Raw genomic sequence first — 23,723 nt, forward strand, 5'->3', positions numbered from 1 at the left:
TGCTTATCCTGGTGCTTTCGTTGTTGTCGATTCACCTGGCACACCTTCTGTAATGACTGTTTGATTACCTACACCTGCATCAGGGTTTGGTGCCGCTTCATACGATGTAGAAGGTGGAATCACTGTCGTATCTGTGACTGTTACACCTGTACCTACTTCCACAATACGGTCTTGTTTCTGTGTCAATGTGACTGTATTCGCCACTGGATTATATAATTCACCCGTTTGTGGATTCACACTATAAGTTGTCGTTGTTTGCGTCTCTCCAATCACACCTGCTTGAAGTTCATTTTGTGTACCTGCCGCAAGGTCTGGGTTCTCTCTATAAATCGTTGTATAAGGGACTTCAGCTGTTGTAACTTGTTGTGAGCCAATTTCCACTACTTCTGTCACAGGTTCCGTCGTTTGATTGACTGATGTCGGATTACTTAAGACACCTGTATTAGGGTCCACTTGATACGTTGTTGTCGTAGTCGTTGATCCATCAACACCTGTCGTTGTGACGTTCTTATAATCTGTCGGTTGTTGTACTGCCACGTATGTCACATCATGCGGCAAGACAGTCGTTGACGTATCGACATTACCCACTTTAACTACAGTATTTATCGGTAGGTTATTTGGGTCATTTGGATCTCCTGGTACACCTTCAGTTGTGGTTTGTTGACCTACAGGCAAGCTTGGATCTGGCTGGTAAACCACTGTACCTGCCACTGGACCATATTCAACGATACGGTCAACCGGTGCTGTTTCAGTCGTATCGATTACAGGTTTTAATAATGCGCCGGTATTTGGATCTACTTCATACGTTGTCGTCGTTGTTGTTACACCATTTTGGCCTTCTTGTGCCACTAAGTTCGTTGTGCCAACAGGTAAGTCTGGATTATAGCGTTCAATCGTTTGATATGGAATATCTTGTGTTGCGACATCCACATTATCTACGCCGACAACTTGTGTCACAGGTTCTGTCGTCGTTGTCGTAACCGCTTCTTGTCCTGGTTCTTTCACCGTCGTTGATACACCCGCTTGACCTTGTGTAATGATTGTTTGATCACCGACACCTGGGTCATTATCTGGATTCGCTTGATACGTTGTGCTAGGTGGAATTGGTGTTGTCGTAGACGTTGTTACACCTGTACCTACCTCAATAATACGGTCTTGTTTTTCAACTAATGTCGTTGTATTATCGACCGGATTTTCTAGTGCTCCTGTTTGTGTATTGACAGTGTAAGTCGTTGTGGTTTGTGTTTGACCTGTCACACCTGCTTGAACTTCATTTTGTGCACCTTGTGGTAAATCTGGGTTCTCAACGTAAATCGTATTGTACGCAACGTCTGCCGTTGATGTTTGAACCGTTCCTTTTTCAACCACTTGTGTTACTGGCGCAATGGTTTTAACCGCAGTTACTGGATTTGATAATGCACCTGTATTTGGGTCCACTTGATACGTTGTTGTGGAAATCGTTGTACCGTCTCGACCTTGCGTTTGTACATTTGTATAATCCGTTGGCTGACTCACACCGACATACGTTGTTTCATAAGGTTGTGTCGTCACATCCGTTTGTACATTACCTACTTTGACAATGGTATCTGTCGGTAAGTTATTCGGGTCTTTCGGATCGCCTGGTGTGCCTTCAATCGTATTCGTTTGATTATAAGGAACATTACTGTCCGGCTGATACACCACATTGCCTGCCACTGGACCATATTCCACAATCTGACTCACAGGTGCAGTTGTATTTGTATCTACTTTAGGATTCAATAATTGACCTGTTGTCGGGTCTACTTCATAAGTCGTTGTCGTTGTTGTGACACCATCTTGACCTTGTTGTACCACTACGTTTGTGCTGCCTACTGGCAAGTTCGGATTATAACGCGTAATCGTGTCATAAGCTGATATGCTTGTTGTGGTATCTACGTTATCGACACCGATGACTTCATTCACTGGTTGTGTCGTTGTTGTTGTGACCGCATCTTTACCAGGTTCTTTGACTGTTGTTGCGACACCCTCTTGACCCGGTACTAATACGACTTGGTCGCCTGTGCCAGGATCTGCATCAGGATTCGCTTGATAAGTCGTTGTCGGTAAAATCGGCGTTGTTGTAGAAGTCGTTACACCTGTACCCACTTCAATAATTTGGTCTTGTTTGTATAGCGTTGTCACCGTGTCAGAGGTTGGATTTTCTAACACACCTGTTTCTGGATTAACCGTATACGTTGTCGTTGTTTGTGTTTGACCAACGACGCCTTGTTGTACCACATTTTGTGTACCTTGTGGTAAATCAGGATTCTCTCTATAAATCGTTTCATACGGTACATCCGCTGTTGTTGTTTGAACTGTACCTTTTTCAATGACTTGTGTAATCGGTCCAACTGTCTGAACTGAAGTGACTGGATTAGATAATTTACCTGTATTTGGATCCACTGTATACGTCGTTGTCGTTGCTGTTGTTCCTTCTTTACCTGTTGTTTTGACATTCGTATAATCTGTTGGTTGACTGACACCGACATATTGCGTGTCATAAGGAAGTGTCGCCAACTCATGTGTTGTATTACCTACTTTAATAATTGTGTTTGTAGGAAGGTTATTCGGGTCATTCGGATTACCTGGTGTGCCTTCAATTGTCGTTGTTGTATTATACGGTAAGTTCGGGTCTGCTTGATATATCGTTTCACCCGCAACCGGACCGTACTCAATAATTTGTGTCACAGGTTGGGTTGTCGTTGTTGATACTTGTGGGTTAGATAACGCCCCTGTATTTGGATTGACATCATACGTAGTCGTTGTTGTCGTCACACCGTCTTGGCCTTGTTGCGCAACAACATTCGTGCTGCCCACTGGCAAGTTCGGATTATAACGTGTTTCTGTTTGATAAGGAATTGGTGTTGTCGCGGTATCTACATTATCGACACCGATGACTTCGTTCACAGGTTGTGTTGTGATTTCAGTGACAGGGTCTTGTCCTGGTTCTTTCGTTGTCGTAGTTTCACCTGCTTGTCCAGGTGTCACTACTGTGTAATCGCCTGTGCCCGCATCTGAGTTAGGATTTGCTTGATACACCGTTGTCGGCGCAATTGGATCCTTCGTCACAACAGTTGTACCTGTACCTACTTCAATAATACGGTCTTGTTTTTGAACCGTTGTCGCATCAGTTGACGTCGGATTCTCTAAGGCACCTGTTGTTGGATTTACGTCATACGTCGTTGTTTTTGTTGTTTCACCAATGATACCTGGTTGTAGTTCATTTTGCACACCGACAGGCAAATTCGCATTTTCTTGATAGATTGTTTCATATTGTACAGGGGTCGTCGCAACTTGAACCGTTCCTTTTTCAACCACTTCTGTGACAGGTTGTGTCGTTTGTGTTGAAATAGACGGGTTAATCAATGCGCCTGTATTTGGATCTACTTCATAAGTAGTTGTCGTTGTTGTCACACCTGTTTGACCTGCGGTTTGTACATTTGTGTAATCAACGGGTTGGTTTACACCTACATATTGTGTGCTATATGGCAAGGTTTCATTCGTTGTGTTGACATTGCCCACATACACAATCGTATCTGTCGGTAAATTATTCGGGTCATTTGGATTGCCTGGTTTACCTGGAACTGTATTCGTTTGGTTATATGGTAAGTTCGGATCAACTTGGTACACTGTTTTGCCTGCGACTGGTCCATATTCAACGATACGTGGTGTCGCCGGAGAAATTTCTTCCGTCGTCACTGGATTAGATAATTCCCCCGTTGCTGGGTCCACTTCATATGTTTTGATTGTTGTGGCCGTACCGTTTTGACCTTCTTGAACAACAACGTTTTGTGAACCAACAGGTAATGTCGGGTTATAACGCGTGATTGTTTCGTATGGAATTGGTGCTGTCGCTGAATCAACATTATCGACACCAATTACTTCATTAACCGCTGGTGTTGTTATCGTTGTAACCGCATCTTTACCTGGTTCTTTCACCGTTGTTGCGACACCATCTTGGCCTTGAATAATCACAATTTGATCACCCGTGCCTGAATCTTTATCAGGGTTCGCTTGATAAGTTGTTGTTGGTGGAATTGGTGTTGTTGTAACTGAAGTTGTACCTGTGCCCAATTCAATAATTCGATCTTGTGCTTGTACCAATGTATCTGTATTGGATACTGGATTTTCTAATTCACCTGTTGCGCTATTAATTGTGTACGTTGTCGTTGTTTGCGTTTGACCAATGACACCTTGTTGTATCACATTTTCTGTACCTTGTGGTAAATCAGGATTTTCTTGGTAAATCGTATTAAAAGGTACGTCCGTATTTGTAACTTGAACTGTTCCTTTTTCAATCACACGGTTTTCTGCTGGTACGGTTGTTGTGTTAGTTTGCGGGTTAATTAATTCGCCTGTTTCAGGATTCACTTCATATGTCGTTGTCGTAGTCGTCGAACCATCACTGCCTTCAGCAACAACATTTCTATAAGTTGTCGGTTCATTAACACCGATATATTCTGTATTATGAAGGATTGGTGTCGTTGTTGTGCCGACATTACCGACATAAACAATGGTATCTGTAGGCAAGTTGTTCGGATCATTTGGATCACCAGGCTTACCTGGTACAGTTGTTGTTTGACCTGCTGGCTGATTCGGATCCGCTTGATACACTGTATTGCCTGCGACTGGACCATATTCATAAACTTGGTCGACTGGATTAATTGTATTCGTCACGCTCGTCGGATTAGATAGCGCACCTGTTGTCGCATTGACATCATAAGTCGTTGTCGTTGTTGTTGAACCGTTTTGACCTTGTTGAACTAATGTATTCGGTGTACCTACTGCTAAATCTGGGTTATAACGATAGACCGTATTATATGGAATAGGTGTCACACTCGTATCCACATTATCAACACTGATAACTTGATCGACGGCTGGTGTTGTTGTTGTCGTTACCGCATCTTTACCTGGTTCTTTCACCGTTGTTGCGACACCGTCTTGACCTTGTGTCACTACAGCTTGATCTCCAACACCTGCATCAGGATTTGGATTAGCGACATATGTTGTACCTGATGGAATCGGTGACGTTGTTGAAGTAGTTACACCTGAACCCACTTCAATAATTTGATCTTGTTTTTGCGTTAATGTCGTTGTGGATGACGTTGGATTTTCCAGTGCTCCTGTTGGTTGATTCACGGTATAATTCGTTGTGGTTTGTGTTTGACCTGTTATCCCTTGTTGTACGACATTTTGTGTACCTTTAGGCAAGTTTGAATTTTCTACATAGATTGTATTATACGCAACCTCATTCGTTGTGACCTGAACAGTACCTTTTTCAATGACTTGTGTCACAGGTTGAACTGTCGATGTTGTCGTTACTGGATTAGTGAGTTGACCTGTTGCTGGGTCTACCGTATAAGTTGTTGTCGTTGTGGTTGAACCTGCTTGGCCTTGTGTACGCACGTTCGTATAATCTGTTGGTTGATTCACACCTACGTATTGCGTGCTATATGGAATCGTCGTTGTGGTTGCTTGAACGTTATTGACACCGATTACTTCGTTCGTTGGTTGTTGTGTCACATTCACAATCGTATCTTTACCTGGTTCAGTCGTAACTGTTTGAGAACCCGCTACACCTGGAACCACAACTGTTTTCGTGCCAAGTGATTGTGATGGATCAGGATTCGCCTGATAACTTGTGCTTGGTTGAATAGCCTGAACGGTTGTTTGTGCTGGCACCGCTTCAGGGTTCACTGAGTTGTTACTGATTAACACAATTCTTTGAATCGTATTTAAATTTAACGTACTTAAGTCTTTGCTGCTCGTACCTGAAGGTGTAGAGCTGGCACGTGTAGACTCTGTCGTATTATAAGTGGGTGTTCCTGTCGAGAACCCTTTTTGTGCTGCTTGTAAATCTACGACATCAGACCAAACTGTATCCGCATCTGCACTTTGGTTTGGATCACTGAAGTGTGTCGCATTCCAAGTTTTAACAATATAAGAACCATTCCACTGCATATAACCTGGTGAGTTTGGATCCATATAGATTAAGTTAGGTTTACTGCCGTTAACACTTTGACCACTTGTGACGATACTATTTTTTTGTAAGTTGACGTAATTCACATTATCAAAGATGAATTGACGGTTTTGATTCGTACCGCCTAAAGGAATTGACAAGGCTTCCGCATAATAGTCACGGTTGTCTGTACGTAAATCTAATGTGGCGTTATCTTTAACACGCAATAACGCACTTTGTGTACCTGTCGCATTAATATTGACTAAGTCATTATAAGCCCCAATTTGTGTCTTCGTATCTGGGTTCCATTGATGGTTTTTCGCATCTAAGAACAATGTCGCATACTCATCAATTAAGATTTGAGAGTTGCCGTCTAAACCAATGATGTTGTTATTTGAATAGTCTCCGACACGGTGACCATCAGAATATGCGATGAATTTAGAGTATTGACCCACTTCGAAAGTACTGCCAGTACCCATATCTACAATATTGCCGTTACCTTTTTGGCTGATATTGATGTTAGAGTTCGCCCCTGTATAAAGCTTGCCATCATTACCAAAGGCAAAGATATTTTGACCTGTGATGTTCATCGTTGAACCATCACCAATCAATACAGAACCGCCGTTACCGACTTGGAACGCAGTTGTGCCGTTCGTTGTGCCCCATGGGTTTGTCGGCGAAACATTCATCGTCACATTCGAATTCGTACCTGTTGTAATCACACCGCCATCTACCACTTGTAGTGCGTTACCTAAACCGGTACGTGTCATATTCACTGTCGCGTTTGGCGCGATATTAATATTCTTCGCACCAATATTAGAACGGTTTGTGGCACTGTCACTGCTGACAGAACTGAAGTTGCCGTTTAAATTAACTGTCACATTTTGGTTTGCGAGTGTACTATTTACCAAGTTGCTGCCAGTATGTTTAACATTATTGAACGTGATCGTATTGTTCGTCGTTGTACTTGCGCCGAAGTTTACTAAACCGCCTGTGTTGCCAGTTGTAATATTCATATTTTGGTACGTCATATTCCAACTGCCAGATGTCGCTGGTGCATTAATAATATTGGTACCTGTATTTAATGTATAACCGCCACCGTCAATCGTTACAGTGCGCCCTGTAGATGCCAGCAGTGTTGGCGAGCTTGTGCCAGTAATATTGCCAGCCAATTGAATGTTAGAAACTGTCTTATCATTTAATGCCGTCACAAATTGATCCCACGTGCTGACTTGCGTCGCAGGTGCCGGCGCTGCCAACGCTGCAAAACTCATCATACGTAGTCTCGGTGAAATGTTTGTAGAACTTGTTGTCGTTGATGCTTGAGCAGTCGTTGTTAAAGGCACTTCACCTACTGGATTACTGCCAGGTGCATTAGATGTATTCAATAAATAAGACGTCAACAATGCATCTGCGATTTGTCCATCAGTCGCAGTATTTGCGTCAACTGCCATTCCATCTACCACTTGTTGCGCTGCTTCAGGAGATAAATTTTGTTGAGTCGTCAAATAATCTGTTAAAGCGCTTTCTTTATTGGTGCTATCAGCCAATGTTTGTGATAAATCCTGAGACAACGTTGGTGTCGGTGTTTCTGTCGAAGATACTGTTGTATCATTCTTTGAACTTTGCGCAGTTGTATCTTGAGTTGTATTGTTTGTTGTGTTGTTAATCGTATTATTATCCGTTGTTGACGTTGGTGTTCCTGTTGTGCTTGAGGATGTATCTGGTGTTGTAGTATCAGTTGTTGGTGTTGATGGTGTTTTTGACGATGTGTCATTCGATGATGAAGGTGTTGGCGTAGTTTCAGAGGTACTGTTAGTTTGCGGTGGTTCATTCGATGATGGTTGTGAAGGTGTTGGTGCTTCTGAAGTAGTTGGTGTTGAAGATTCTTGATTAGAAGGTGCTGGTTCTGTTGTCGTGTCTGGCGCAGGATCAGTTGATGGTGCAGACGTCTCGCCAGATGGCGTAGATGCCGCTGATGGTTCTGTTGTTTCAGCCGTATTTTGGGCAGGGTCTGATGGTGTTGTGGTATCAGCTTGTGATGCTGGTGCTGTATTTGTCGTATTTGTTGTATCAGTAGTATGAGTTTGTGTCTCTTGTGTTGGTTGTGTATCTGTTGTAGTGTCAGTTGTTGACGTATCACTGCTGCCTGATGTGCTGCTTGAGCTGCCGCCTGATGAATCTGTAGTGCTATTTTCAGCCGCTCGCGCCTCATCATTTACACCTAAAATCAACATTGTTCCTAATAGAATCGAAGCAGTTCCTACAGTAAATTTACGTATGGAATACTTGTTTTGTCTATTCGGAAGAAAATCTAACTTTTTCATAAGAAAAATTCCTCCTCATTTCTTACAATCCTTTGTTTAACTTGTTTACATTTAGTTTCATTTAAAAATTGCTAATTGAGTTAATTATACTGGAAAATCAAGAAGTGTCTATCATTATTTTCTAACATATCAAAAGTTTCACACTTTTTAATATTAAAAAATATTTTAAACATGAAATTTACTTTTGTGTACTTCCTCATTACCCTTCATGTATCCCTAAAGTTCTAAAAATAAACATCAATTCATGTAAAACTACAACGTTTAACCCGCTTTTAAAACATCTTAAAAAAATCAAAAAGAAGTCCTCGATATCTCGAAGACTTCTTTTTGAAAAACAATTATTTTACTGTCCCAGCATCTTTATCATGCTTGCCATGTTGGTAATAATCCATGTATTCAGGTTCCATTGGATCATTGCCTAGAATAATATCTGCTGCTTTTTCAGCAATCATTAATACAGGTGCATGAATGTTGCCGTTTGTAGTTGTAGGCATCACTGATGCATCTACTACACGTAAGTTTTCCATACCATGTACTTTCATTGTTAATGGGTCTACAACTGCCATCGGATCTGAAGCAGGTCCCATTTTCGCACTACATGATGGATGTAATGCTGTTTCAGCGTCACGACGTACCCAGTCTAAAATTTCTTCGTCTGTTTGAACGTCTGGTCCTGGAGAGATTTCTCCATCGTTATATGGCGCAAGTGCAGGTTGAGATAAGATGTTTCGTGCTACACGGATCGCTTCTACCCATTCACGTTTATCTTCTTCTGTTGAAAGATAATTAAACACAAAGTCTGGATGTTCGAATGGATCTGTTGATTTAATCTTCAAGCTGCCGCGAGAGTTAGAATACATTGGTCCCACGTGTACTTGGAAACCGTGTTTTGTTTCTGCTTTTTCACCATCATAACGAACCGCTAAAGGTAAGAAGTGGAACATTAAGTTCGGATATTTAACATCTTCATTTGAACGTACAAAACCGCCACCTTCAAAGTGGTTTGTTGCGGCTGGGCCTGTACGGCTGAAGATCCATTGTAAACCGATGAACGGCATTTTTAATGGGTTTAAACTTGGTTGTTCTGACACAGGTTGAGACGCCGCATGTTGAATGTAAACTTCTAAGTGGTCTTCGAAGTTTTCACCCACACCTGGTAAATGAATACGTGGTTCAATTCCTAATGATTTCAAGTGTTCAGAATCACCGATACCTGACAATTGAAGTATTTGTGGTGTATTGAATGCGCCACCTGATAAGATAACTTCTTTTGCGGTTACAGTGTGCAATTTACCATTACGTTTGAATGTCACACCTGTGACTTTGTTACCTTCAAAGTTCAGTTTCGTCACAAAAGCACGTGTTTTAACATGCAAGTTGTTACGTTTCATCACTGGATGTAAGTAAGCACGGGATGCTGAAACACGCCGACCATTATGCACTTGGCTGTCGAATGGTCCGAAACCTTCTTGACGGAAACCATTCACGTCAGGTGTTTTGTTGTAGCCTGCTTGCACACCTGCATCAAAGAATGCTTGGAATAATGGATTTTTCGCTGGTCCGCGTTTTAATTTGATTGGACCATGATGGCCACGATATTCATCATCTTTGTCTGCACCGAACGTTGTTTCTAAACGCTTGAAGTATGGTAAGCAATGTGCGAAGTCCCATGTTTCCATACCTTTTGGCGCACCCCATTTTTCATAGTCCATTGGGTTACCGCGTTGATAAATCATCCCATTGATAGAACTTGAACCGCCTAGTACTTTACCACGTGCGTGTGATACTTGACGACCGCCCATGTGAGGTTCATTATTTGTCGCATAAATCCAATCGTAGAAGCGATTACCTGATGGATACATTAATGCCGCTGGCATTTGAATAAATAGATCCCAGAAATAGTCACTGCGTCCTGCTTCTAATACTAATACCTCGTTATTCTTGTCTACACTTAAACGATTACCTAAAACTGAACCGGCACTGCCCCCGCCGATAATAATATAATCATAATCATAAGATTTACTCATTTATGTCTTCCTCCTATAGAAAATGGTTATTACTTATTGCGCTTGAATTGTCCAAAAAGAGAGCGAGAACAGAGAGGTGAAACTTAGTTCACCTGTATTCTCGCTTTATTTAAAATGCATAAATTAGCCTTTAAACCAATTAACTGGCTCTGGATGATAGTTCGTTAAGATGTGTTTAGAAACTAAGTACTCTTCTAAGCCTTCTTTACCTAATTCACGGCCGATACCTGATTGTTTATAGCCGCCCCATGGCGCTTGTGCGAAGTATGGATGGAAATCGTTAATCCAAACTGTACCCATACGTAATCGGCTTGCAACACGTTGTGCTTTGCCGATGTCTTTAGAGAAGACTGCACCTGCAAGACCGTAAATTGAATCATTCGCTAAACGAATTGCATCCGCTTCATTCTCAAATCCTTCAACAGTTACTACAGGTCCAAAGACTTCTTCTTGTACGATACGCATAGACGTATCACAATCTGTAATTACTGTCGGTTCAAAGAAGAAACCATCTTTCAAGTCGTCACGTTCAGGACGTTTGCCGCCTGTCGCAATCGTTGCGCCTTCTTCTTTCGCAACATCCATATAGCCTTCAACTTTAGCTAAGTGTTCTGCTGAAATTAATGGACCGACTTCAGTATCTTCATCAAACCCGTTACCTAAACGGATAGCTTTTACACGTTCAACTAATGCTTGTTCAAATTTGTCTTTAATTGAATTTTGAACAATGATACGTGAACCTGCTGAACATACTTGTCCTGCATGGAAATAACCGCCATTTAAAGCTTGATCCACTGCTAAATCAAAGTCAGCATCTTCGAAAATTACATTCGGGTTCTTACCGCCAAGTTCTAATGCGACATTTGTCACGTGGTTTGCGGCTTGTTTCATAATGTGTTTACCTGTTTGAATACCGCCTGTAAATGACACTAAGTCCACTTCAGGTGAACCTGATAACACATCACCGACTACTGAACCGGCACCTAGTACTAAGTTGATGACACCTTTAGGGAAACCAACCTCTTCCATCAATTCGAATACACGAATTGTTGTTAATGGTGTGATTTCACTCGGTTTCATAACTAATGAACAACCTGTAGCTAAGGCTGGTGCAATTTTCCATGATGCTTGAAGTAAAGGATAGTTCCAAGGCGTAATTTGTGTTACAACGCCAACAGGTTCTTTCACAATTTTACTTTCTGTACCTGGAATTGGTGAATTAATCATTTCACCGCCATCTTTATCAGCTAATCCTGCAAAATACATGAAGACATTATGAATATCATCCATATCTGCAAGAGATTCTTCATATGTTTTACCAGTATCTAACGTTTCTAATTTCGCAAGTTCTTCACGATGCTCTTTAATTTTATCCGCAATCGCTCTGACTTTTTGTCCTTTGACTTCACTTGTTTCATTCGCATAGTCACCTTGATCAAATGCACGTCTTGCTGCTTTTACTGCACGTTCAGCATCGTTTGCTGCTGCTTCTGATACTTCAAATATAACTTCTTGATTATAAGGATTGATTATTTCACGTGTGGCTTGGTTCGCACTGTCTACCCATTCACCATCAATATATTGTTGATGAGATAAACGCTTTACAAGTTCCATCATTTAGACCCCCGTTAACTTTGTTAAATTTTTATTTAACGAATTTTACAAACTTTATGTTAGCATGAATAAAGAGAAAGTGTCAAATGCACTACAATTTTAGTGAAACATAATCCTGTACTTTGATACACTATTTACAATTCAACATTGGACGAATACGGGAAATAACTCTAAAATGAATATAAATGTAGTGGACGGAGGTTTAAGTATGACAAGTTCAAATCAATACGAACAAGCCATCGAAGAAGCGAAAGATTTAGTGATTAGCGCGATTGGCGAAACAATGGATTTGTACGGCATCAATCGTAGTGTCGGCAACCTTTACGGGACTATGGTATTTGAAGATAATATGACGTTAGATCAAATGCGCGAGAAATTGCAGATGAGCAAACCAAGTATGAGTACAGGTGTGAAACGCCTGCAAGAATATGATTTAGTGAAACAACAATTTACACGCGGCAGTCGTAAACAACATTTTGTCGCTGAGAAAGACTTCTTTGTATTCTTCAGACATTTCTTCGACGTGAAATTCAGTCGTGAAATCAATGTCAATTTAGATTCGCTTGATGAAGCTGAACAAATCATTCATCAAGTTCTAGAAGCAAATGATATCGATGAAGAAACTTACAACTATGCACAACGTGTCAATGCACAGCTCGAACATTCTCGTATTTATTACGAATGGCTCGCACAAATCAATGAAGCCATTCGCACTGGCGAAATCTTTAAATATTTCCCGATACCTGATCCGAAAGATGTATAACCGCACTTTCCATATCGTATTCGGTATACAAAAGACACGCACTCCAAATTGGAATGCGTGTCTTTTTCATGTCTATTTAATTCATTTAATCTCTAATCATAATAAATCATCATTATGGTTTTTGTGCTTGCTGTTCCTCTTCACGTTCTTCTGCGATTTGATTAATTTTTAATGAGCGATGTTCTGCCTCTCTTAAGCGTGCTGCACGTATTTGTAATTTCACTCTGTCCCTCGACAAGGTGATAATGAAGGATATCATCATAAAGACGAAAATTACTATCAACGGCACACTGGCCAGAATAGAAGCCGTCTTCAACACATCTAGTGCACGTTGACCACCGACTAACATTAATGAGAATGGTAATAAGCATAGCGCAAATGCCCAGAATAAACGGTTTGCGCGTAATGGTTCACCGATGACTTTCTTTTGAGATGCTGAAGCTAGAATGTAAGAACCAGAATCGAATGTCGTTGCTAAGAACAAGAACGCTGAAATCAAGAACAGTACCACAATGATATTATGGAACGGCAATTGATGAATGACTTCAATAATCGCTGCTTCCGTACCATGCTGATTTAAGAATGAAACGACATCAAATTGATGTGTAATTTGTAAATATACTGCATAGTTACCGAAGATACCAAAGAATAAGACACAACCTAATGTCCCATAAATAATAGTACCTAAGATAACTTCTTTTAGCGTACGTCCTTTAGAAATACGCGCAATAAAGAGGCCGATAAATGGCGCATAAACAATCCACCATGACCAATAGAAAATTGTCCATTGTTGTGGGAAGTTTGTTTCTTTACGTCCATCAATACCACCAAACGGTTCTAACCATGTGGCCATTTGGAAGAAGTTCTTCAACATATTACCGAAGCCAGTAACAGTTGTTTCCATAATGAATACCGTAGGCCCTACGATAAAGACAAAGCCTAACAGAATAAATGATAACCAAACGTTAACATCACTTAAACGTTGGATCCCTTTTTTCAGTCCTGTATAAGAACTGACCGCAAAAATCACAGTAATCGCAATTAGTATCGCTGAACGTAACACCATACTGTGACCATTAATACCTGTTAAACGTTCAATCCCCATTGAAATCATCGGTACACCTAAACCTAGAGATGTAGCTGCACCGCCAAGTAAACCGAAGATAAATAAGATATCCACAACTTTACCTGGTAATTTTTCAGTTTGTCCTTTTAAAATCGGTCGACAAGCTTGACTGATTTTATAAACTGGTTTTTTCTTCACGAATACTAAATAGCCGATGGGTAATGCTGGCAAGACATAGATTGCCCAAGCAATAGGACCCCAGTGGAACATTCCATACATTGTGGCATATTCTAATGCTGCATCTGTCATACCTTTCTCACCATGCGGCGGGACTTGGAAATAGAACGCCCACTCAATGACGCCCCAATATAAAATATCTGAACCGATACCAGCACAGAACAGCATCGCTGCCCAAGTAAAGTTGCCGAATTCCGGTTTATCACTTGCTCTGCCAAGTGTAACGTTACCGTATTTGCCAAATGCTATGTAAAGCACGAAACCTAAAACAATTAAACCCAGTGATAAATACACTGCACCGAGTGAATTGGATACTGCTTCGTTAATGTCTGTAATAACTTTTTGACTCGCCTTAGGAAATGCCATCATCGGAATGACAGCAATTAATAAAATAGCGACAGTACCATAAAACGTTGTCCAGTCCATAATTTGGGACTTTTTAGCTTTGTTTTGTTTTTTAGCTTTTTGCAATGTTTTTGCACTCCCTATATTGATTAATTATTGAGGAAAACAACAAACTAATTTTTAGTCTATTTTCCTGTACCCCATTTCATATGTTACATAAAGACATTAACGAATTATTTATAATAATGCAAATTCATACAGAAATCTTTTTCTTCAGAAATGAATAATTATATATTTTCAAACAGTAATTTAAGCGTAATTATCGCTTGTAACCCTTGCGTTAAGTTTAAATTTAACAAATTGAACGCATTTAACCTTGATTTTTATGCATGAATATTCATTTTATACGAATAAATATTTTTTTGAAATGCTAAGTTGTATCTCACAATTCCATCCTTTTTCCAGCACTTTTCTTAACTATTAAAACTAGAAAACAGAAAAAATCCCCAACGCATAAACGTCAGGGATTTCATTCGTGTCATCTTATGATTCTATTGTCCAAATAAGATTTTTTATTTTAATCAAACTTAGCTGTTTTGATCAGCGAAAGCTTTACTTGCTTCTTCTAATTTGTGTGGTGCATCAAGCATTGCCATTTTAACTTCAACTAAATGCATAATATCTGGGTTAGCATCGATTGCTTCAAATGCTTTTTGAAGTTCTTCACTTGTTGTTGCTTCGTGAATTTGAACATCTTCTTCTTTAGCACCGAACACTGCTGGCAGTGCTTTATAGTCCCACATAAAGATGTCATTGTATGGTGCATGTTCACCATGGATTTTACGTTCAATTGTATAACCATCATTATTAATCACAAATAATACAGGTTTTAAGTGTTGACGAATCATTGTAGAAATCTCTTGAACTGTCAATTGTAATGAGCCATCGCCAATTAATAAGACATTGCGACGATTTGGATCTGCAATTTGTGAACCTAATGTTGCGGGTAGTGTATAACCGATTGAACCCCATAATGGTTGTCCAATAAATTTATTCGTTTTGTTTAATGCTAAATCATAACCGCCGAAGAATGATGTACCTTGTTCAGCAATCAATACATCGTTAGGTTTAATAAAGTCTTGAATCATTTTGAAGTAAGTCTCTTGTGACAATGGTTCATTTGTTACTTCATATTGGCCAGCTTCTGGACGTTCATATTTTGGATAGTCCGCTTCATTCACATAGTCCATTTCTAATAGACCATCTAATAATTCTGGTAACGTAACTTCTTTCGCTTCTGTGTCACCCAATTTGAAGTTGTGTTGATTTAACATGATGACATCATTGATATCAAATTTATATGAGAAGCCTGCAGTCGCAGAGTCTGTTAATTTTGCGCCGATGTTTAAAATAAGATCACTTTGGTCTACATAATCGCGAATCGCTTTGTCTGCGATTGAGCCGTCATAAATACCCATGTAATAAGGGTTTTCTTCGTTGAAAGCACCTTTACCTAATGATAATTGCGCAACTGGAATGTGTGTTTTATTTACAAATTGTTCAAGTTCATCATGCAATTGGAAGCTGTTGATTTCATGACCTGTAATGATGACAGGTTGTGATGCTTTGTTTAATTTTTCTTTGACCATTTTAATATATTGAGATACATCGTTTTGTTTAAAGTCTGGAACTTGATATTCATTTTCTACATCAATTTCTACCATTGCGACATCAATTGGTAAATGAATGTGAACTGGTCTTCTTTCTGAGAGTGCCGCATTGATTAAACGCGGAATCTCTTCTTGTGCGTTTTCAGGTGTAATATAGCCTTGTGCTGTCGTAATCTCTGCGTACATTTTACGGTAGTTATCAAAATTACCTTCACCTAATGAATGGTGAATATATTTGCCCGCTTTTTCCACTTCGCGTGTAGGGGCACCTGTAATTTCAACTACTGGAATGCGTTCAGCATAAGCACCTGCGATGCCGTTAACTGCTGATAATTCCCCAACGCCAAATGTTGTAACCATAGCGCTTAAACCGCTCATACGTGCATAACCATCTGCCGCATAGCTTGCGTTCAATTCGTTTGTATTACCAACCCATTCCATATCATCGCGGCTGATAATATCATCTAAGAAAGCTAAGTTAAAGTCTCCAGGTACACCAAATACTTTGTCTACACCTGCAGTACTTAAGCAGTCCATTAAATATTCTCCAACACGTTTTTTCATAATTTATTCCACCTTTTCTCTTTCTCTAATACAATAATAGAATAAACCCTATTCACACATTAGGTCAAGTTAGTTGACTTATATTTTGTTTTTTTATGATTCCAACGTTTGTTTAAACAAAAAAATATCGTCTTAAACATGGGAGACGATATTCTTTAAACACAACCTATTCAATTTATTATTCCTTATCTGATTCACCTTTTAAGTACTGGACTTCTTGAAAGCCTGGGCGTTTACTAGCGAGTTCTTCCATAATCGCATTCCAATCATTGCCGACTTTCATTTTAATACTATGAAGTAAATCATTTTGTGCTTTATTAATCTCAGTAACCAATGCATGACCTTTATCTGTCGCAAATAGTTCTTTAACTCTGCCATCTGATTCTGACTTTCTTTCAATCACTAAGCCTTCATCTTTTAATTTTTTTAGCGTTTGATGACTGCCTTGTTTGGAGATTTCCAACCCTCTCAATAAATCACTGATCGTAATGCCAGGTACCTTATCAATAAAGAATAAAAAACGATGATGTTGGCGACGCATTCCTTTGGTTTCGATAAGTTCATCTGCAGTATTAATAAATGTCTTGTAGGCAAAATAGAACAAGAGATGTTCATAGTCATTATTATATGCCGTCATGCTTCACAATCCTTTACTTCATCTAATAGTTAATCTCATTATAGCAAGACTCCCCTCATTCCTAAAGGGACATATTTGTAATTCATCAGAATGCATAGTCATTTCAACTTTGTGCATTTTCGTCATTTTCTTTGTACAATAACATCAATATCAATCATAAGGGGGACGAATGAATGGTTCGATTTAAAACGGTTCAAATTACAGATTTAACAGACGAAGATTTACAAGCAATGGGCGCACAAGATCAACTTATCGATGTACGTGAAGCAGATGAATACGAAGCTGGTCATATTGAAGATGCGTTGAATTACCCACTCTCAACATTAAATACAAAATTCCCATTAGACCAAGGAAAAACGTATTATATTTATTGTCAAAAAGGCGGACGCAGTCAACAAGCAAGCCAAATGTTAAGTGACAGCGGCTTTGATGTGATTAATTTAAACGGAGGTTACGAAGCTTATCACTCACAAAAAGAGGCAGAAGCACAAAGCCAAGAACCAGACACACAGGAACCACAAACTGCAAATACACAATCCTCACCTGAACAAACAGAAGCTGAACGCACGATTAAACCAGAACGCAAACAGTTAAACTATAGCGGTTTACGATGTCCAGGCCCGATTGTGAATTTAAGCCAAGCCATACAGAAACTACAACCTGGCGAACAAGTAGAAGTAATCGTGACGGATTTAGGCTTTGCGAGTGACATCCAAAGCTGGGTTAAACAAACAGGTCATCACTTAATCGATTTAAACACAGACGATTCGAAAGTGACCGCAATTATTGAAAAAGGGGAAGCTTCTCATCAAGCTATGTCTGTCCACGAATCGAACAATGGCACAACCATTGTATTATTCAGCGGTGAACTCGATAAAGCTTTAGCCGCCTTAATCATCGCAAATGGTGCACGTGCTGCTGGTCGAGATGTCTCTATCTTCTTTACTTTCTGGGGCTTAAATGCCTTGAAACGCACAGATGCGCCGAAGGTACAGAAAAAAGGATTAGAAAAACTTTTTGATTTGATGTTGCCTAAAGGCCCAGAAAGTATGCCGTTATCTAAAATGAATATGTTCGGCTTAGGTCGCTTCATGATGAAATTACTAATGAAACAAAAAAATGTTGATTCATTACCTGCATTAATCGATAAGGCAATTGAAAATGATATTAAACTCATCGCATGCACCATGAGTATGGATGTCATGGGTATTAAACGAGAAGAATTACGTGATGATGTACAAATTGGTGGTGTCGGTACTTATATCGGCGATACCGAACATGCGAAACACAACTTATTTATCTAAAAACTCACCAGCATTACCATCCTCTGTCTATAAAGGCAGAGGATATTTTAATTTTCCGTTAATCATCTTCTAAATCACAGTGAAATTTAATCGAACATTTGTTCGCTTTTTCTTTGAAAACGCGTTCGTAAAATGCTAAACTTAATGCATGAGTAAAGGTCGTTCTCTTCTATTGTGAGTACCTCACGTGCCTTGAACCGCAAGAAAGTGAGGTGATATGGATGGACATCATAATCCATGAACTCACGATTAATTTTTCTTCTATTGTGCAAGTGACGCTTCTAGCAACAGCTATCAAATTTCTGATCAGCAAGAACGACAAAAAAGACTAGCTATGCTGCAACATAACTAGTCTCTCATTCGGTTCGTTTGGTAATCACAATTGTGCGTTGTGAGCCTTTACTCTAGCCTTCAGTCCAGTAAGACTGAGGGCTATTTTAATACACCTAAAGCTTACCAAATTTATAGCATGCTTTCAATTAAATTGCGGTTCATCTAAAACAAGATTCCACACAATACACCTAAACACTCAGCTAATGATCCATCGCTAATAAACGTACCGGACCATTGAATACAATCTTAGAAATATATTCAATTAACGTATCAATATCTACACGATTGTCATCTTGAACCCAATACTTAATCACATTCAACATTGAACCGCTGACATAACTATGGAAATACATTACAGGAATGCCTGCGATTTCTCCTTTATCATTCATGCGTATTTTCATATTCTCTAAAATCATTTGAGAAATACGTTCTTCTAATTGGCTTTGTCTTTCTATAGTTAAAATCACTTGATAGAACTCTAGATTATGATAAACGTGCGTGACCACACTTTTTAGCACTTGATTAGAAAACAATTCATAGAATTCATCAATGGAAGCAACTGTTTTCATACTTTCTAAAAATCGTGTTTTATCATAGAGTGCTTTCGCATATTCATCTTCCATTTTCGCAAGCAAGTCATATTTATCCTCATAATGCAGATAGAATGTTCCTCTATTAATATCTGCGGCTTCTGTGATGTCATTTATTGTAATACGTTCTAAATCTTTTTGTTTAAGCAACTGAATGAATGCTTTTTTTATCGCGCTTTGTGTCTTACGTACACGTCGATCTACAGCCATAATTGACACTTCCTTACATATTAATAAACAATTATCAACAATGTGTTCATTAACAAACATATTGTAGTAAATTGCGCATTGCATCTATTTCATTCCCTATTATAATAATCAAAGTAATGATAAATCAACACAGTGTTCAATAAAAAATATAAGGAAGTGATAAAGATGAACATTCTAAAAAATAAACTACTATGGATTGCGCCTTTCGCATTAATTTTAATTTTAATGTTGCTATCGATCGCGTTCTATCCAGCATATAATCCAAAACCAAAAGATTTGCCACTCGCAATTGTGAATCTAGATGAGGGCACATCGATTCAAGGCAAATCTATCAATATCGGAAAAAACTTTGAAGACCGTTTACTTAAAAACAAATCAGAAGCACTTCAATGGCAATCCGTTTCAAGTGAAGCTAAAGCGAGAGACGGTTTATCTAACCAAAAATACTTTGGCGTCATTATCTTAGAAAAAAACTTTTCAAAACACGCCTTAAGCAAATCACAAGCAACAGTTATGAAAGCTAAACAACAAGAAATGGAAGATAAAGTAAAATCTGGGGAAATTCCACCGCAAGTTGCACAACAAATGGCAGAGAAGATGAAGCAATCTGGTTCAAACGACACCAAACCACAAGCGGCACAATTAAAAACCATTGTCAGTGAAGGTTCTGGTTTACAAGGCACTCAAATAGCGAAGAAAGTTTTAGAGGGGGTCAGCACGAACTTAAACCAACAAATTATGAAGCAAAGCTTAACTATTTTAGATAAACAGAACGTATCTATTCCAGCTAATGAGATTGAAAGTTTAATCCAACCTGTTGAAACACAAGCAGTAACAGTTGATAAAATAAAAGATCACCAAGGAAATGGTAATGCGCCATTCTTAATGTTTATGCCCGTTTGGATGGGTTCTATTGTCAGCTCAATCTTATTGTTCTTTGCGTTTAGAACCAGTCATTTAGTTCAACGCAGCCAGCGTGTTATTGCTGCATTGAGCCAAATCGTTATCGCAGTACTCACTGCCTTTATCGGAAGCTTTGGTTATATTTACTTTATGTCAGGGGTTCAAGATTTCCACTTTGATCATCCCAATCGCGTCGCATTCTTTGTGATGTTAGCATTCTTAGGCTTCATTGGATTGATTTTAGGAACTATGACTTGGTTAGGTATGAAGAGTGTCCCGATTTTCTTCTTATTGATGTTCTTCAGTATGCAGTTGGTTACAACACCCAAAGAAATGTTGCCGAAATTTTATCGTGATTATATCGTAGATTGGAACCCATTCTCTAACTATGCGACTACCTTAAGACAGATCATCTACATGCATCATCCAATTGAGCTTAATACGACAGTTTGGATGCTCATCGGCTTTATGCTTTTCGGAATAATTTCAGTTATCATAGCCGCATTTGTTCGTAAACACTCAGATAAAAAAGCAGAAATTCCGGCATAACTAAATAAAGGCAATCAAAATAATCCACCCTCCAAATATATTTGTTTTGGAAGGTGGATTATCTTATCTCAATCATTCTTTCCTATTACTTCTTTTTGTTTTTCTTTTTATCTTTTTTCTTCTTATCCTTTTTCTTCTTGTCTTTAGAATCCTCTTTTTTATCGTCTTTCTTTTTATCCTTTTTCTTGGATTTCTTATCTTTGTCTTTCTTGTCCTTCTTATCTTTTTTATCTTTGTTGTCTTTTTTGTCTTTCTTATCTTTACTATCTTTGTCTTTAGTTTCTGCTTTTTCTTGAGCAGGTTCTTCTTTGACTTCATTTAATGCTTCTGCGACTTCATCTATTGCGACTACTTCACCTTGTTCATCTGTTGTGAGTGTTGTTTCAGCTTCTTGTTCCTCTTCTTCATCTAATTGATTACCTAGCTCTAATACTTGTAAGTATACAGTAACTTGGAAGTCTTTATACTGTCCTTTATAAAGTGTAGTGATATCACTTTGACGTGCTTGTAGTTCAGTATGTTCTGTTAATGCTGGTTCTATGACATTTGTTTGTAAGGCTGTTTCTACAATCTCTTCAATTGAATGATCACGCTCTTGTTGATGATTCTGAATACTTTTATGAACTGCATGCGCATCTTTCAACTCTGGATATTGTTCTAAAAATGCACGCTTTGTTTCTGGTAATTCAAAGTCTTCATTCGTTTGTACATCAATATAGACTGCCGCATAATGAAGTTTGGTTTGGTCTGAAACATTGTAACCCCAAGATTTAGGCGGATTCTTCATTTTGTTTAAATGTTCTTTAAAATCACGTTGGATGGTTGATACTGCTTGTCCTGTTGCGTTGTTTGTATTTGATTCAAAATCATGTAGATATACAGGTCTCAATTTAACGATATCTGTCATTTCATTTTGATCAAGGACAGCTAAATCTAAACGTGATATTTCTCTTGCGACCGTTTCTGACTGTGCTTGACGCAAGATTTGAATCGCTACTAAATCCTTTAAAGTTTTATCTATTCCTGAAACTAGCGTTAGATACGCCATATCATCCATATAATGTTTGAAATTGCTGTCTAGTTTACCCAATCTTTTTGTTAAATCATCTGCAATTTTGATTTTCATGATTATTCCCCCATAGGTTTAATTTATACATTAAGTTAGTAACTTATACCCTATCAGACACAAAATAATATTAAGAATTTATACAATTGAATACTAATTTGGATTTACTGCTCACATAATAAGATCGATATGCGTGTACACGCTGATTAACTAACCGTTTATGAATTTTATTACTTCATCATAAACCTGTTGGGAACGCTCATTATTTTTGATACGTCTCATTTGAGCTTGAGCCACATATTGCATCGGTACCATATTAAATTGTTTCTTAAAATTATTAAGGAAGGAACGTTTACTAGAGTATGAATATCTTTTCCAAACTTCTTTGCTTTTTTGACTATCTTCACCATTAAGCAATAGATATTCTGCCACATTAAAGATTTTAACTTGTTGTACGTAATCATTATAGTTGATATGTGCTGTGTCTTTAAAGACACGAGAGAGATAACTAACATTCAAATCAAAGCTTTCAGCGATATGCGCCAGCTTTAATGATTCATCTGAATGATGGTTAATATATTCGATGATATGGTTGATTGTTGGGTTTCTTGTCACATTAAATAAGTAGATATCGAAGTTTTCCAGGTAGACGCGCAGATATTTTACGAGTCTGACGATAATCTCATTCGCTTGTATAAAATTGGTTTCACATACACAACGCAACGCTTGAATATAATCGTTTTTAATAAAGTAATGCAGTTCGAAATTGCTTTCAGCATTATGGATTTCTTTTAAACATGCGGGTTTGAAGTAAACGTAATGAATAGATAAACAAACGACCTTACCTTCTTGTATCTCCACTTCTATATTTGTGAAATGCGGCTTTTGAACAAAAAGATCCCCCGTCTTATAGGTAAAGTGCTGTGCCCCTTTCTTTACGAAGACTGTACCTGATAAGACTAAATAAACATTAACGTACTCCTCGCTTTTCGAATTATCTTTTATACAAGACCAACCTTGAAAAATATTATAACTGTAATCCAAAATATCCCCCCTATTAAAATGATAATGTGAATGAGTTCTTCTATTATCAATAGAAAAGCAAGTAGTTAATCAGAAGTGTAAAAGAAGTGAATGATTGAGGTAGATAGTTTTCATAAATCATGAAATTATCCATAGCAAGACTACACCTTTTTATAATAAACTAAATGTTCAGAAAATTGAATGCCTAATTGTCATTTTTTGTGCTAATATGTTATATTTTTATCGATTTTATTCAATCAGTCCACTTAGCCCTTAACCTTTAAGGACTTGTAAAATTACTTTATAATTTTTGTGGATTTCATTAAAAAAATTATTGACGCGTTACACATTCTCCGATATAATAAATCTTGTGTTAAAAAACTATGGAGAAATACCCAAGTCCGGCTGAAGGGATCGGTCTTGAAAACCGACAGGGGCTTAACGGCTCGCGGGGGTTCGAATCCCTCTTTCTCCGCTACGATAAAGGATGCGATACTAAACAGTGTCTCATCCTTTTT

At 38.6% G+C, this 23,723-nt stretch carries 12 protein-coding genes and 1 tRNA gene; 4 read left to right on the forward strand and 9 right to left on the reverse strand.

The annotated features are described in order from the left end of the window. Positions 1–3 precede the first annotated feature (3 nt). From ACFCT9_RS08650 to betB, 3 genes are all read right to left on the reverse strand, one after another. Entirely contained in the window at positions 4–8,304 is an 8,301-nt protein-coding gene (locus tag ACFCT9_RS08650) for a G5 domain-containing protein (RefSeq protein WP_412518621.1), read from the reverse strand. Positions 8,305–8,642: 338 nt separating this feature from the next. Beyond that, the gene (gene betA / locus ACFCT9_RS08655) at positions 8,643–10,331 is read right to left on the reverse strand and encodes a choline dehydrogenase (RefSeq protein WP_412518623.1); all 1,689 of its coding nucleotides are present in this window, start codon (positions 10,329–10,331) and stop codon (positions 8,643–8,645) included. A 123-nt stretch (positions 10,332–10,454) separates the two neighbouring features. Further along, on the reverse strand, positions 10,455–11,945 hold the full coding sequence (gene betB / locus ACFCT9_RS08660; protein WP_412521644.1) for a betaine-aldehyde dehydrogenase: 1,491 nt from the start codon (positions 11,943–11,945) through the stop codon (positions 10,455–10,457). A gap of 208 nt (positions 11,946–12,153) precedes the next feature. On the opposite strand from betB, the gene cudC reads away from it, so the two are divergent. Beyond that, positions 12,154–12,708 carry a choline uptake/conversion transcriptional regulator CudC gene (gene cudC, locus ACFCT9_RS08665; RefSeq protein WP_412518624.1) on the forward strand — a complete coding sequence of 185 codons (555 nt, stop codon included), beginning with the start codon at positions 12,154–12,156 and terminating at the stop codon, positions 12,706–12,708. A 112-nt stretch (positions 12,709–12,820) separates the two neighbouring features. Here the strand turns inward: cudC and ACFCT9_RS08670 are convergent, their stop codons facing one another. From ACFCT9_RS08670 to ACFCT9_RS08680, 3 genes are all read right to left on the reverse strand, one after another. Next, the gene (locus ACFCT9_RS08670; RefSeq protein WP_412521645.1) at positions 12,821–14,437 is read right to left on the reverse strand and encodes a BCCT family transporter; all 1,617 of its coding nucleotides are present in this window, start codon (positions 14,435–14,437) and stop codon (positions 12,821–12,823) included. 506 nt (positions 14,438–14,943) lie between these two features. Beyond that, positions 14,944–16,590 (reverse strand): alpha-keto acid decarboxylase family protein, encoded by a 1,647-nt coding sequence (locus ACFCT9_RS08675; protein ID WP_412518626.1) that lies wholly within the window; start codon positions 16,588–16,590, stop codon positions 14,944–14,946. A 178-nt stretch (positions 16,591–16,768) separates the two neighbouring features. Further along, on the reverse strand, positions 16,769–17,227 hold the full coding sequence (locus ACFCT9_RS08680) for a MarR family winged helix-turn-helix transcriptional regulator (RefSeq protein WP_412518628.1): 459 nt from the start codon (positions 17,225–17,227) through the stop codon (positions 16,769–16,771). A gap of 173 nt (positions 17,228–17,400) precedes the next feature. Between ACFCT9_RS08680 and ACFCT9_RS08685 the strand changes: the two genes are divergently transcribed. Then, positions 17,401–18,531: a DsrE/DsrF/DrsH-like family protein gene (locus ACFCT9_RS08685; protein WP_412518630.1), complete on the forward strand. Its 1,131-nt coding sequence runs from the start codon at positions 17,401–17,403 to the stop codon at positions 18,529–18,531. Positions 18,532–19,064: 533 nt separating this feature from the next. On the opposite strand, the gene ACFCT9_RS08690 is transcribed toward ACFCT9_RS08685, so the two are convergent. After that, complete coding sequence (locus tag ACFCT9_RS08690) at positions 19,065–19,664, reverse strand: TetR/AcrR family transcriptional regulator (RefSeq protein ID WP_412518631.1); 600 nt, start codon at positions 19,662–19,664, stop codon at positions 19,065–19,067. Positions 19,665–19,829: 165 nt separating this feature from the next. Here ACFCT9_RS08690 and ACFCT9_RS08695 point away from each other — a divergent pair, with 165 nt between their 5' ends. Then, positions 19,830–21,116, forward strand: coding sequence for a YhgE/Pip domain-containing protein (locus ACFCT9_RS08695; RefSeq protein ID WP_412518632.1), 1,287 nt, complete (start codon positions 19,830–19,832; stop codon positions 21,114–21,116). Between the two features lie 85 nt (positions 21,117–21,201). Here ACFCT9_RS08695 and ACFCT9_RS08700 read toward each other — a convergent pair whose 3' ends face one another. After that, a complete protein-coding gene (locus ACFCT9_RS08700) occupies positions 21,202–22,242 on the reverse strand; it encodes a hypothetical protein (RefSeq protein WP_412518634.1) in 1,041 nt (346 codons plus the stop codon). A 150-nt stretch (positions 22,243–22,392) separates the two neighbouring features. Continuing rightward, positions 22,393–23,226, reverse strand: a complete 834-nt coding sequence (locus ACFCT9_RS08705) for a helix-turn-helix domain-containing protein (RefSeq protein WP_412518635.1) — start codon at positions 23,224–23,226, stop codon at positions 22,393–22,395. A 364-nt stretch (positions 23,227–23,590) separates the two neighbouring features. On the opposite strand from ACFCT9_RS08705, the gene ACFCT9_RS08710 reads away from it, so the two are divergent. After that, a tRNA-Ser gene (locus ACFCT9_RS08710) sits at positions 23,591–23,680 on the forward strand. Positions 23,681–23,723: the final 43 nt, after the last annotated feature.

This window comes from Staphylococcus simulans (genome assembly GCF_047037175.1).
Classification (GTDB): Bacteria; Bacillota; Bacilli; order Staphylococcales; family Staphylococcaceae; genus Staphylococcus; species Staphylococcus simulans_C.

Bases quoted from the DNA above. Each gene is read 5' to 3' on its own strand.
- ACFCT9_RS08700 (WP_412518634.1), bottom strand. From the start codon at position 22,242: ATGAAAATCAAAATTGCAGATGATTTAACAAAAAGATTGGGTAAACTA.
- betB (WP_412521644.1), bottom strand. From the start codon at position 11,945: ATGGAACTTGTAAAGCGTTTATCTCATCAACAATATATTGATGGTGAA.
- cudC (WP_412518624.1), top strand. From the start codon at position 12,154: ATGACAAGTTCAAATCAATACGAACAAGCCATCGAAGAAGCGAAAGAT.
- ACFCT9_RS08685 (WP_412518630.1), top strand. From the start codon at position 17,401: ATGGTTCGATTTAAAACGGTTCAAATTACAGATTTAACAGACGAAGAT.
- ACFCT9_RS08670 (WP_412521645.1), bottom strand. From the start codon at position 14,437: ATGGACTGGACAACGTTTTATGGTACTGTCGCTATTTTATTAATTGCT.
- betA (WP_412518623.1), bottom strand. From the start codon at position 10,331: ATGAGTAAATCTTATGATTATGATTATATTATTATCGGCGGGGGCAGT.
- ACFCT9_RS08680 (WP_412518628.1), bottom strand. From the start codon at position 17,227: ATGACGGCATATAATAATGACTATGAACATCTCTTGTTCTATTTTGCC.
- ACFCT9_RS08650 (WP_412518621.1), bottom strand. From the start codon at position 8,304: ATGAAAAAGTTAGATTTTCTTCCGAATAGACAAAACAAGTATTCCATA.
- ACFCT9_RS08675 (WP_412518626.1), bottom strand. From the start codon at position 16,590: ATGAAAAAACGTGTTGGAGAATATTTAATGGACTGCTTAAGTACTGCA.
- ACFCT9_RS08690 (WP_412518631.1), bottom strand. From the start codon at position 19,664: ATGGCTGTAGATCGACGTGTACGTAAGACACAAAGCGCGATAAAAAAA.
- ACFCT9_RS08695 (WP_412518632.1), top strand. From the start codon at position 19,830: ATGAACATTCTAAAAAATAAACTACTATGGATTGCGCCTTTCGCATTA.